Consider the following 11,773-nt stretch of genomic DNA (forward strand, 5'->3'; position numbering starts at 1 on the left):
GCTGCGCACCCCGCTCAACTCGCTGCTCATCCTGGCCCAGCTGCTGGCCCAGAACCACACGCGCAACCTGACGCCCAAGCAGGTCGAGTACGCCGGGATCATCCATTCCGCGGGCTCGGACCTGCTCCAGCTGATCAACGACATCCTCGACCTGTCCAAGGTCGAGGCGGGCAAGATGGACATCAACCCCGAATGGGTGCCGTTGCGGCAGCTGCTGGACTATGTCGAGGCCACGTTCCGGCCGATGACGTCGCAGAAGAGCCTCGACTTCCGGATCACCACCGGGCCGGGCGTGCCCGCCGACCTGCTCACCGACGACTCGCGGCTGCGTCAGGTGCTGCGCAACCTGCTGTCGAACGCGGTCAAGTTCACCGAGACCGGCGGCGTCGAGCTGCGCATCGAACCGGCCGCGCACGGCGAGCTGCCCGCCGCGGTGCGCCCGCACGCCCCCGCCATCGCCCTGCGCGTCATGGACACCGGCATCGGCATCCCCGAGCAGCAGCTCGAAGCCATCTTCGGCGCGTTCCAGCAGGCCGACGGCACCACCAGCCGCAAGTACGGCGGCACCGGCCTCGGCCTGTCCATCAGCCGCGAGATCGCCTACCTGCTCGGCGGTGCGATCACCGTCCGCAGCACGCCGGGCCAGGGCAGCGTGTTCACCTTGTACCTGCCGGTCGCCCAGCCCGGCGCCGAAGGGCACGCGCTGCCGGCGGCCGGTCAGCCGCGGCGGCTGCTGGTGATCGAGGAACGCCCGCACGGGCTCCTGTCGCTGGTGACCGAGAGCGTGGTGAGCGGCCTGGCCGGGGCGCCCGACCCGCTCGGCGGGACCGTCCAGGTGGTCGAGGCGAGGGGCGCGGAGGAGGCGGCGAACCTGCTGGCCGCCGAGCCGTGCCACTGCGTCGTGCTCGACCTCGACCTGCCCGACCGGGCCGCCCACGGCCTGCTGGAGGCCATGGACGGCGACCCGCGGCTGCGCGGCGTGCCGGTGCTGGCCTACGACAACTGGCGCTCCGGCCCGTCGCGGGAGGCGCGCGTCGGCGACCGGCCGCTGGAGCTGCTGTCCAGCCTCGACGAGCTGCGCGAGCGCATCGCCCTGCACCTGACCGCCGACCAGCCCGGCGACGTGCTGCCGCTGGTCAGGTCCCGGACGGTGGGGGCGGCGTCGGGCCGGGAGATCGACGACACGCTGTCCGGGCGCACGGTCCTGGTCGTGGACGACGACGCGCGCAACCTGTTCGCGCTGACCAGCATGCTGGAGATCCACGGCATCGACGTGCTGCACGCCGAGAACGGCCGCAAGGGCATCGACACCCTCACGGCCCACCCCGAGACGGACCTGATCCTGATGGACGTGATGATGCCCGAGATGGATGGCTACACGGCGATCGAGACGATCCGCGGCATGCCCGGCTACGCCGACCTGCCGATCATCGCGGTCACGGCCAAGGCCATGCCGGGCGACCAGGAGAAGTCGCTGGCGGCCGGGGCCAGCGACCACGTGACCAAACCGGTCGACGCCGACCAGCTGATCGAACGCATCCAGCACTGGATGGATCCGGCCTGACCCGGTGAGGAGTCGCGCAATGGGGAGTTCAGCCGAGGAGACGGGCCTGGCCAGGCTGGCCGCGACCGTCGAACGCCTGCGCGCCGAGCTGCACGAGGTCCGCCGCGCCGCCGACGACCGCGCGCTGGTCGAGCTGGCGAAGGGCATCCTGGTCGAACGCCTGCGCTGCGCCCCTGCGCAGGCCGCCGACCAGCTCGCCACGCTCGCGGCCAGGACCGGGCGGCCGCTGGCCGAGCTGGCGGCCGACGTCGTCAACCGGGCCGCCGACGACCCCATCGCCGACGCGTCCCTGACCGGCGCCACCGGGCTCGACGGCGGTCCGGAGCCGTCCGCCGGGCACGCGGCGGCCGCGGTGCGGCTGCGCACGGCCGAGAGCGCCGCGCTCGGCGCCACGGACGTGCAGGCGGCGGCCCACGCCGTGCTGGAGACGGCCCTGCTGCCGATCGGCGCGACGGCGGTCGCGGTGTGGGCGGCCGGGCCGGACACGTCGCTGACGCTGGCCGGGTACGCGGGCTTCAGCGCCGAGGAGGCCGGGCTCTGGCGGCAGGTCCCGCCGGGCCTGGTCACGCCGGCCACCAGCACGCTGATCGAACGCCGCACCCTGTGGCACACCACGCAGGGGCCGCCCTCGATCGGCCGCCACCAGCTGACCGGCGGCCGCGTCACCGCGCTGGCCCGGCTGGGCGGGCGGGTGCTCGGCGTCCTGGAGATCTGCTGGCCGGGCGACTGTCCCGAGCCCACGCCCAGGATGGAACGGCAGATCGAGGCGCTGGCCGACCTGTGCGCCCTGACCCTGAACTCCCCCGGGCCGCCCGCGCGCGCCGGCGCCGCCCTGGCCGAGCTGGCCGCCCTGGCCGACTCCATGTCCGACCCGGCGCTCGTCCTGGTGCCGCACCTCGACCCGCAGGGGCACATCGCCGACTTCCGCGTCCACCACGCCAACGGGTCGTCGGCGGTGCGGGCGGGCGGGCTGCTGCTGGAGGCGTACCCGTTCGCGGCCGGGGAGCTGCTGGCCAGGATCGAGCACGTGCACGCCACCGGCGAGCCGTTCCGCGCCGCCGACATGCCCTTCACCGCCGCCTCCACGGCCGAGGTGAGCATCACCCGCCACGGCGGGAGCGTGCTGCTCGTCCGGCGCGACCATGACGACCAGGCCCGCCTGCTTGAGCACGCCCAGCGTCTGGGCCGGATCGGCGGCTTCGAGGAGAACGCGCTCACCGGCGAGATCATGTGGAACGCCCAGATGTTCTCCCTGTACGGCCTGCCGCCGGACGCCCGGCCGGTCCCGCTGGAGCGCCTGCGCGACCACGTGCACCGCGACGACGAGGTGGCCGTGGGCCTCTTCCTGCGCACGGTGCTGCATCACCGGCGGCCGGCCGCGACGGCGTTCCGGCTCGAACGTCCCGACGGGGTGGCCCGCCATCTGCGCGTGGTGGCCGAGCCGGTGTTCGCCCCCGACGGCCGGCTGGCCGGGCTGCGGGGGGCCTACCAGGACGTCTCGCCCCAGCACTGGACGGAGGTCGCGCTGGCCGTGACCCGCGACCGGCTGGCCCACACCGAACGGCAGTCCGCCGCCCGCAACCGCCTGGCCCTCCAGCTCCAGCACGCCATCATGCCGCCCGCGCACGGCCGCATGGACTCCTTCGGGCTGCGCATCTCGGTCCGCTACCGTCCGGCGCAGAAGGAGGACCTGGTCGGCGGCGACTGGTACGACGCGGTCGTGCTGCCGTCGGAGTGCATCCTGCTGTCGGTGGGCGACGTGGCCGGGCACGGCGTCGAGGCCGCCACGGGCATGGTGGTGCTGCGCAACGCGCTGCGCGGCCTGGCCGCCACCGGCGCGGGCCCGGCTCGGCTGCTGAGCTGGCTCAACCTGGTCGCCCGGCACCTGGCCGACCGCATGACGGCGACCGCGATCTGCGGCCTGTACGACCCCGCCACCCGCGTCCTGCGCTGGGCCAGGGCCGGGCACCTGCCGCCGATCCTGCTGCGCGGCGCCCAGGGCACGGAGCTGCCGATGGTCAAGGGGCCGCTGCTCGGCGCGTTCGCCGACGCCGTCTACGAGGAGGGCCGGCTGCAGCTGGAGGCCGACGACACGCTGCTGCTCTACACCGACGGCCTGATCGAGCGGCGCGACCACAACCTGCGCCACGCCCAGGACCGGCTGCTGGCCGTCGCCTCGCGGACCGCCGCGACCCTCGACCACCGGCTCGACGACCTGCTCACCCACTGCAACTCCGACACCGACGACGACACCTGCCTGATCGGCGTGCACGTGCGCTGAGCCGGGCGTGCGAAGGGGCCGGGCGCCGGGTCAGGCGGCGGGCGGGAGGAGGCCGAGCCGGTCGAAGGCCGCGGCCACGCTCGGGGCCAGCGCCGCCGGGTCGTCGCCGGCGACGGCGCGGCCGGCGGTGTAGCAGGCCAGCGCGAGCTGCGGGGCCAGGGCCGCCGTCTCGGGGGTGGCGCCGTGCTCGCGCAGGACCTCGGTCATCGTCTCGGCGAAGCGGCGCTGCTTGCGCGCCGTGCGGTCGCCGAGCTCGGGATGATCGGCGATCAGCCGTTCGCGCAGGACGTAGCGGCCGGGGTCGAGGGTGGCCATGGCGCACAGGGCGAGGGTGAGCTCGCGCACCTGGGCGAGCGCCTCGGGCAGGCCGGGCGGGCGGTCGCCGCGCAGCTCGCGGTGGTGGGCGGCCAGGCCGTCGAGCCAGTCGTGCTCCCCCGCGAAGACGACCTCCTGCTTGTCGCCGAAGTAGCGGAAGAACGTGGTGCGGCCCACCTCGGCGCGCTCGGCGATGTCGGCGACCGTCACCTCGTCGTAGCCGCGCTCGGCGAAGAGCCGGTAGGCGGCCTCGATGATCTCGTCGCGGGCTCGCTGTCGCTTGCGGGCGCGCAGGGAGGGCTCGGTCACGGGCCCAGTCTAGCGCTCATGGACGGCGTCCCTTATGGTACTCAGTACCATTTGAAACTGAATTCCATTGGAGTTGCCATGCGAGCCGTGCAGATCACCGAGTTCGGCGGTCCCGAGGTCGTGCGGGTGCGGGAGGTGGACGAGCCGCGGCCCGGCCCCGGCCAGGTCGTCGTGGACGTCTCGCGCTGCGGCGTGAACTTCGCCGACACGCTGATGCGCGAGAACGCCTACCTGGCCGCGACCACGCTGCCGGTCGTCCCGGGCGGCGAGGTGGTCGGCAGGGCCGCCGACGGCCGCCGCCTGGCCGCCATGCTGGAGCGCGGCGGGTACGCCGAGAAGGCCGCGATCCCGGAGGCGTCCGCCTTCCCGGTGCCCGAGGAGCTCGACGACGTCGCGGCAGTGGCCCTGCTGGCCCAGGGGCTGACCGCGTGGTGGCTGGTCCGCCACACCGGCCGGGTCCAGGCCGGGGAGAGCGTGGTCGTGCACGCGGCGGCGGGCGGCGTCGGCTCGCTGGCGGTGCAGCTCGCCAAGGCGGCGGGCGCGGGCCGGGTGATCGCCTCGGCGAGCACGCCCGCCAAGCGGGAGCTCGCCCTGTCGCTGGGCGCGGACGCCGCCGTCGACCCGGCCGCCGACGACCTCACCGCGGCGCTGCGCGCGGCCAACGGCGGCGAGCCCGTGGACGTGGTCCTGGAGATGACCGGCGGCCGGGTCACCGACCAGAGCCTGGCGGCGCTGGCGCCGTTCGGCCGGCTGGCCTTCTACGGGATGGCGGGCGGGGTGGAGCCGCAGCCGGTCTCGCCGCGCGCGCTCCAGCCCCGCTCGGCCACCGTCAGCGGTTTCTGGCTGCTCAACGCCTTCCAGCGGCCCGCCGTCCTGGCCGGGGCGTACGCGGAGATGGCGGCGCAGGTGATCGCGGGCGAGCTGCGGGTGGTCGTGGGCGGGGACCGTCCGATGTCGGAGGTGCGGCAGGTGCACGCGGAGCTCAGGGAACGGCGTACGACCGGCAAGCTCGTGCTCGACCCGCGCCGGTAGGAGCTCCTAGGAGGCGGTCAGGCGGCGGCCGAGCCGCTGCATCGGACGTTCGAGGAAACGGTAGGTCAGCCGGCTGCCCGGCAGCACGAGAGCCAGGAAGAGCACGCTGACGCCGATCTGCAGAGGCAGCGGCGACCAGCGCATCTCCCCCGCCACCTCCATCACCACGAGGAGCACCGGCAGGTGCACCAGGTAGAGGGAGTAGCTCATCAGCCCGAGCCAGGTGAGCACGGCGGGCACCCGGCGGGCCCGCCAGGCCAGACCGGCCGCGAACGTGAGCCCGGCCAGGACGACGGTCGTGCCCCACACGTCCGGCTGCACCCACCACCACCCGGCGCTGAGCGCCCAGACGGGGGCGACCGTCACCAGCGAGGCGGCCAGGGCCACCGGCCACAGGGAGCCCTGGCCGCTCTCCCACCGGCGGATCGCCGTGCCGGTGAACATGACCGCGAGGATCGCCGCGCCGAACCACGGGACGCGGCTGCTCAGCAGCAGCAGGGCCAGGGCCATGACGCCGAGCGCGCACGCCGCCACGGTGCGCAGCCGGCCGGAGACGACCCCGGCCAGCCCGGCGGCGAACACCGCGAACGACATCCACGACAGCCAGCCGCCGGTCAGCGGCGCCGCGCTCAGCGCGAGGCCCGCCACGACCGCGGTCACCCCGAACGCGACGGCGACCAGGCCGCGCCGGTCCCGGACGCCGGTCACGAACAGGGCGGTGACCATCAGGTAGAAGACCATCTCGTAGGAGAGCGTCCACATCGTGTTCATCACCCCGGCGACGCCGACGACGTCCAGCAGCATCGTGGCGTGCGCCGCGGCCGAGGAGGCGTCCCTGGGCACCTCGGCGCGTACCGGGATCCACCAGGACAGGGCCAGGACCACGGCGATGACGGCGAGGTAGAGCGGGTAGAGGCGGAAGGCGCGGCCGATCCAGAAGGCCCGCACGTCGCCGTGGCGTTCCAGTGACGACGGGATGATGTAGCCGCTGACCAGGAAGAACACCAGGACGCCGTACACGCCCAGGTTGAAGAAGGTCGGGCGCAGCCAGGGCATGGCCCAGGTGGTCAGGTGCTCGCCGACGACGGCGAGCGCGCCGATGCCGCGCAGGGCGTCCAGCCAGGCGAGCCTGGACGCCTCCGGACGAACGACCTGGGGGGTGCCAAAGGGAGCAGTCGTCACGCATCCCAACGTATCGGTCCCGCCGGCAACACCCGGGCTCCCCCGGGGTCAGGGACGGCGGGCCGCCCAGGCGGTCCGGGTGCCGCGCACGACGAGCTCGCGGTGGCGGAGGGACTCCGGCGAGTCGGCGGAGAGCAGCCGGTCGAGGGCGGCCAGGTCGTCGGCGGCCAGGTGCCCGGCGAGCCGCGACCGGTAGCCGCTCAGCACCGCCCGCGCGTAGCGGACGGCCCCCGGCGGCGCCGGACGCACCTCGACCGGGAAGTCGCGCCGCGCGGCCACCTCGAACCCGGCCGCCGCCAGGACCGGCCCCCAGTCCGGGTACGGGTCAGGACCGCTGCCCGCCAGCGCCTCCCGGCAGCGCGCCTCCAGCGCCGCCCCGGCCTCGTCGGACAGCAGGCGCGGCATGCCGTCCATCTCGACGACCGCCAGCAGCCCGCCGGGGGGCAGCGCGGCGTGCACCTCGCGGAGCAGCCGCGCCGGGTCCTCGACGTGGTGCAGCGACGCCGCCGCCCACACCAGGTCCGGCGCGCCGAGCGGCGGCAGGGCCGCGTCCAGGTCGGTCTGGAGCAGGCGCACCCGCTCCCCCAGCCCCTGGCCGCGCGCCGCCGCGCGCAGGCGGTCGAGCATGAGCGGCGAGCGGTCGACCGCGACGATGTCGGCGGCGGGGAACCGCCGGGCCAGGGCCAGCGTGCCGGTTCCGGTGCCGGCGCCCAGGTCGGCGACCGTGCGCGGGGTGCGGTCGGCCTGCTCGCCGACCCAGGCGGTCAGCTCGTCCAGGAACGGCCCGAGCACTTCGGCGTCCAGGTCGAGCAGGTCCGCCAGGGCTGATTCGTCGCCATGGTGATGTTCGTGGTGGTGATGTCCTTCCATGGCTTCACCGTAAGGGGCTCCTGCGCGTGCGGCATACACTCTTGCCTATGACGCAAGAAGTCGACCTGGACGCCGTGGTCCGGCGGCGCATCCGCGGCCTGCGGCTGGCCCGGGGGTGGTCGCTCGACGCCCTGGCCGCGCGGTGCCGGCTGAGCCCGTCCAACCTGAGCCGCATCGAGACCGGCCACCGCCGGATCGCCCTCGACCAGCTCGTCCCCATCGCGCGGGCCCTCGGCACGACGCTCGACCAGCTCGTCGAGTCCACCGAGGACGACGACGTGGTGATCCGGCCGCTGCCCTGCGACCACCCGGGGATGACCGTGTGGCTGCTGTCCCGGGAACGTTCGCTGCACGGCGTCACGGTGGCCAAGATGCGCATCACCCCCGACCGGCCGCTCGAACCGCAGGCGCATCCCGGGCGCGAGTGGTTCACCGTCCTGTCCGGGACGGCCCGCCTGCTGCTGGGCGAGCGGACCGTCCTGGTGCCGGCGGGCGACGCCGCCGAGTTCTCGACCATGACCCCGCACGCCGTCGGCGCCCACGACGGGCCCGTGGAGCTGCTCACCATCTTCGACCACGACGGCGAGCGCTCCCACCTGCACGCGGGCCAGACGTAGACGCGGCGGCCGTCAGGCGCAGACGCACTCACCGTGCGAACCTCGCACATACCGGCGTCCGACAGTCGGGGAACCGGCTGATGTACTTTTGCGAGGCAAAAGTAGATGCTACGGTGAAAGTACGTCTGCCGAGGAGGTCCGATGCGCGATCACGGTGACGCCCACGCCGCCCGTCAGGCGTTGCAGGCGGCCGAGGCGGCGCGGGCGGCGGCCCGTTCGCGGCCGGTCGCCCCCGGCTGGTTCGCCCCGGCGCGCGGGCTGCTGTTCGCGGTCGGTGTCGGGCTGGTGAGCGGGCCCTGGCCGGAGCACGGCGCGGTGCTGGTGGCGGGCATGGCGGTTCTGCTGGCCTTCCTGGCCGTGCACGCGGTGGTGATCAGCCGCGGCGGGGTCATCACCATGCCGGGCGGCCCGCTCCCCCGCCGGTTGATGAACCAGCTCGGCCCCGCCACCGTCTACGGTCTGGGCTGGCTTGCCGCCATCCCGTTCGGGCAGGGCGTGGGCGCGCTGTGCGCCGCCGTGCTCGGCGGGGCGGCGCTGTGGACCGTCACGGCACTGGACGGCCATGCCCGCTGACCCCCGGCTGGACGAGGTCATCCAGCATCCCACCCGGCTGACCGTCATGGCGTTCCTGTCGGGCGCGCTGGAGGCGGAGTTCGCCGCGGTCCGCGACTACGCCGAGATCTCCGACGCCAGCGTCAGCCGGATCGTCTCCGCCCTGCAGGAGGCCGGTTACGTGCACGTGCGCAAGGGTTACGTCGGCAAGCGCCCCCGCACGTGGCTCTCGCTGACCCAGGAGGGCCGCCGCGCACTGGCCGGGCACCTCGACGCGCTCCAGGCGATCGCCGAGACGGCCCGCCGGAGCGCCGCCGACCCCACCTGACCCGGGCTCGCGCAGACCTACGGGGCCCGGCTGTTCTGGGCGCCCGCAGATTCTTGACGGGAGCCCGGTCAGCCGCCGCCGGTCCCGGCCGGGCCCATGCGGCCGGTGGGCCACGGGGTCTCCGGGTGGGCCTGGCGCCAGGTCAGCAACTGGCGGTCCAGCCGCTCCCGGTCGGTGAGGCGCGGCCTGGCCGGCCGCACGCCCGTACGTTCGAGCAGCTCGCTCGCGGCCTCCGCCAGCCGCAGCCGGGCCGGCGCGAACCGGCGCCGCAGCAGGTCGGCGGTCACCGCCGCGGTCAGCACCGAGGCCGGCCACAGCGCGGCCCTGCCCAGCCCGCCGCTTCCCGCGATCTGGCCGCTCCCCTTGGGATGGTCGATGCCCGTGCTCTGGTCGCCGTCGCCATGCCGCATTCGTCAGCCTCCGGGTTCGTCTGGGGACCGTGGGCGTGCCGGAAGTTTCTGCACTCATGGCGCTACCCGGTCCTGCGCCCCTCATGCCGCCGACTTGCGAACGGCGGCGGTACACGTTTGAGTGGCCGTCGGCGGGAAAGCTGGAGACTGGCCCGCCACCCCATCCGACCCCGCCACGCGAGACGATCATGACCCTTCAGTTCGAGCTCCAGTGCCCCATCAGCACTGACCTTGCCCTCATCAGGGACCTGATCCGCGTCCACGGCCGCCACTGCGGGCTGCCCGCCGACCGGCTGGAGGACCTGGTGGTGGCGGTCAACGAGGCGGTCACCAACGTGCTGGACCACGGCGGCCGGACGGGCATGGTGACCTCCCGCGGCGGCGCCGACGGCGTGGTCGTGGAGATCCTCGACGTCGCCGGCCGGCTCACCCCCGAGCACCTGGCCTCGGCCCGCCTCGACCCGACCGCCTCCCACGGGTACGGCCTGTGGGTCATCCAGCAGCTCTGCGACGAGGTCGTCCTGGAGCAGACCGGGCTCGGCTCGCTGCTGACCCTCGACCTGCGGGCCCGTCGCGAGGCCGGCCGCCTGGACGCGCGCCGCGCCGTGCCGGCCTGACCCTTCTCTCTCCGCGAAAGAAATCTCGGCGGACGACGTCCGGTTCCGTCGGTCCCGTTCGTCACCATGGTGAGACGCCGTCCGACCGAGGAGCACGAGATGAAGTACATGATGTTCGTCTGCACCGACACCGAGCCCGACACCGACCAGGAGAACCTGCCCGACGTCGAGGCGTGGGTGGCCGAGAACGACGCCCGCGGGCGGCGGGTGCGCGGCGCGGTGCTGGCGCCGGAGTCGGCCGCGACCACCGTGCGGGTGCGCCGCGGCGAGCTGGTCCTGTCCGACGGGCCGTTCGCCGAGACCAAAGAGGTGATCGTGGGCTTCGACCTGCTCGAATGCGCCGACCTCGACGAGGCGGTCGAGGTCGCCCGCAGCCACCCGATGGCCAGGCACGGACGGCTGGAGCTGCGGCCGTTCGCCGACTTCGAGCAGTGAGACGGCACCTGGAGGAGGCGGCGGCGGAGGCGTACCCGCGGATCGTCGCCGCCCTCATCCGGGTCACCGGCGACTGGACCCTCGCCGAGGACTGCGCCCAGGAGGCGCTGGCGCTGGCCGTGCGGCGGTGGCCGGAGGAGGGCGTGCCGTCCAACCCGGGCGGCTGGCTCATGACGGTGGCGCGCAACCGCGCGATCGACGCGCTGCGCCGCGTCTCGATCGAGCGCCGCAAGCTGGCCGAGGTGGCGGCGCTGGCCCTGACCGTCCAGGACGGGCCCGGGGACGGGCGGGAGGAGGAGGTCGTGGACGACCGGCTGCGGCTCGTCTTCACGTGCTGCCATCCGGCGCTGGCCCTGGAGTCGCGGGTGGCGCTGACGTTGCGGACGATCTGCGGCGTGCCCACGGCCGACCTCGCCCGCGCCTTCCTCGTCACCGAGTCGGCGATGACCCGGCGGCTGACCAGGGCGAAGCGGAAGATCGCCGAGGCGGGCATCCCGTACCGGGTGCCGCAGGGGACGGCGCTGGCCGAGCGGCTGCCCGGGGTGCTGGCCGTCCTCTATCTGCTGTTCACGCAGGGGTACGACGCCGGCGGCGAGCCCGCGTTCGCCGAGGAGGCGATCCGGCTGGCGCGGCTGCTGCGGCGGCTCATGCCGGAGCAGGAGGAGGTGACGGCGCTGCTGGCGCTGTTCCTCCTGCAGCACTCCCGCCGGGACGCCCGCCGCGACGCCGCCGGCGACCTGGTGCCCCTCGACCGGCAGGACCGCTCCCGCTGGGACCGGGCCGCGATCGGCGAGGGGCTCGCCCTGCTGGCCGCGGTCGAGGGCGGCGGCCCGTACGGGCTCCAGGCCCGCATCGCCGCCTGCCACGCCACGGCGTCCTCGCTGCCCGGCACCGACTGGTCGCGGATCGCCCGCTGCTACGACGAGCTGGCCCTGCTCCACCCCACGCCCGTGGTGGAGCTGAACCGGGCCGTCGCACACGGGTACGCCCACGGGCCGCGGGCCGGGCTCGCGCTGCTGGAGCGCTCCCGCGCCGAGCTCGACGGCCATCCGCTGGCCATCGCCGCCGAGGCCGACCTCACCGCCCGCGACGGCGATCCGGCCCGCGCGGCGGCGCTGTTCCGGCGGGCCGCCGCCGTCGCCCACAGCGACCAGGAGCGCCGCGCCCTCCTCACCCGCGCCACCGAGACCGCGCGCGGCACGGGAGCCTGAGCGGAGACCGGCCGGCGGGGCGCCGGAGCGTGCCGGCGGGATGCCGGGGC

At 74.8% G+C, this 11,773-nt stretch carries 13 protein-coding genes; 9 read left to right on the forward strand and 4 right to left on the reverse strand.

Annotated elements, in window-relative coordinates:
- Both AB0C33_RS47695 and AB0C33_RS47700 read left to right on the forward strand, forming a co-directional pair.
- A partial coding sequence (locus AB0C33_RS47695; RefSeq protein ID WP_358301341.1) for a response regulator occupies positions 1 to 1,564 on the forward strand: 1,564 nt, incomplete at its 5' end.
- Between the two features lie 19 nt (positions 1,565 to 1,583).
- Complete coding sequence (locus AB0C33_RS47700; protein ID WP_358301344.1) at positions 1,584 to 3,845, forward strand: SpoIIE family protein phosphatase; 2,262 nt, start codon at positions 1,584 to 1,586, stop codon at positions 3,843 to 3,845.
- A gap of 30 nt (positions 3,846 to 3,875) precedes the next feature.
- On the opposite strand, the gene AB0C33_RS47705 is transcribed toward AB0C33_RS47700, so the two are convergent.
- Positions 3,876 to 4,469: a helix-turn-helix domain-containing protein gene (locus AB0C33_RS47705; RefSeq protein WP_358301347.1), complete on the reverse strand. Its 594-nt coding sequence runs from the start codon at positions 4,467 to 4,469 to the stop codon at positions 3,876 to 3,878.
- Between the two features lie 78 nt (positions 4,470 to 4,547).
- On the opposite strand from AB0C33_RS47705, the gene AB0C33_RS47710 reads away from it, so the two are divergent.
- Positions 4,548 to 5,501, forward strand: coding sequence for a zinc-binding dehydrogenase (locus AB0C33_RS47710; RefSeq protein WP_358301350.1), 954 nt, complete (start codon positions 4,548 to 4,550; stop codon positions 5,499 to 5,501).
- A 6-nt stretch (positions 5,502 to 5,507) separates the two neighbouring features.
- On the opposite strand, the gene AB0C33_RS47715 is transcribed toward AB0C33_RS47710, so the two are convergent.
- Entirely contained in the window at positions 5,508 to 6,683 is a 1,176-nt protein-coding gene (locus AB0C33_RS47715) for an acyltransferase (RefSeq protein ID WP_358301352.1), read from the reverse strand.
- A gap of 48 nt (positions 6,684 to 6,731) precedes the next feature.
- The gene (locus tag AB0C33_RS47720; protein WP_358301354.1) at positions 6,732 to 7,553 is read right to left on the reverse strand and encodes a class I SAM-dependent methyltransferase; all 822 of its coding nucleotides are present in this window, start codon (positions 7,551 to 7,553) and stop codon (positions 6,732 to 6,734) included.
- Between the two features lie 47 nt (positions 7,554 to 7,600).
- Between AB0C33_RS47720 and AB0C33_RS47725 the strand changes: the two genes are divergently transcribed.
- From AB0C33_RS47725 to AB0C33_RS47735, 3 genes are all read left to right on the forward strand, one after another.
- The gene (locus AB0C33_RS47725) at positions 7,601 to 8,170 is read left to right on the forward strand and encodes a helix-turn-helix transcriptional regulator (RefSeq protein ID WP_358301356.1); all 570 of its coding nucleotides are present in this window, start codon (positions 7,601 to 7,603) and stop codon (positions 8,168 to 8,170) included.
- Between the two features lie 141 nt (positions 8,171 to 8,311).
- Positions 8,312 to 8,743, forward strand: a complete 432-nt coding sequence (locus AB0C33_RS47730) for a hypothetical protein (RefSeq protein WP_358301358.1) — start codon at positions 8,312 to 8,314, stop codon at positions 8,741 to 8,743.
- Positions 8,733 to 9,050 carry a transcriptional regulator gene (locus AB0C33_RS47735; protein WP_358301360.1) on the forward strand — a complete coding sequence of 106 codons (318 nt, stop codon included), beginning with the start codon at positions 8,733 to 8,735 and terminating at the stop codon, positions 9,048 to 9,050. Before AB0C33_RS47730 ends, AB0C33_RS47735 begins: the two co-directional genes overlap by 11 nt.
- Positions 9,051 to 9,118: 68 nt before the next feature.
- Here the strand turns inward: AB0C33_RS47735 and AB0C33_RS47740 are convergent, their stop codons facing one another.
- Entirely contained in the window at positions 9,119 to 9,460 is a 342-nt protein-coding gene (locus tag AB0C33_RS47740; RefSeq protein WP_358301362.1) for a hypothetical protein, read from the reverse strand.
- 188 nt (positions 9,461 to 9,648) lie between these two features.
- Between AB0C33_RS47740 and AB0C33_RS47745 the strand changes: the two genes are divergently transcribed.
- The 3 genes from AB0C33_RS47745 (at position 9,649) to AB0C33_RS47755 (ending at position 11,723) form a co-directional block, all read left to right on the forward strand.
- The gene (locus AB0C33_RS47745) at positions 9,649 to 10,077 is read left to right on the forward strand and encodes an ATP-binding protein (protein WP_358301363.1); all 429 of its coding nucleotides are present in this window, start codon (positions 9,649 to 9,651) and stop codon (positions 10,075 to 10,077) included.
- A gap of 99 nt (positions 10,078 to 10,176) precedes the next feature.
- On the forward strand, positions 10,177 to 10,512 hold the full coding sequence (locus AB0C33_RS47750; protein ID WP_358301365.1) for a YciI family protein: 336 nt from the start codon (positions 10,177 to 10,179) through the stop codon (positions 10,510 to 10,512).
- The gene (locus tag AB0C33_RS47755) at positions 10,509 to 11,723 is read left to right on the forward strand and encodes a sigma-70 family RNA polymerase sigma factor (RefSeq protein WP_358301366.1); all 1,215 of its coding nucleotides are present in this window, start codon (positions 10,509 to 10,511) and stop codon (positions 11,721 to 11,723) included. The genes AB0C33_RS47750 and AB0C33_RS47755 overlap by 4 nt, the downstream gene beginning before the upstream one ends.
- The last annotated feature ends 50 nt before the right edge of the window (positions 11,724 to 11,773 follow it).

The sequence above is a fragment of the Nonomuraea sp. NPDC048881 genome, assembly GCF_040649795.1.
Classification (GTDB): domain Bacteria; phylum Actinomycetota; class Actinomycetes; order Streptosporangiales; family Streptosporangiaceae; genus Nonomuraea.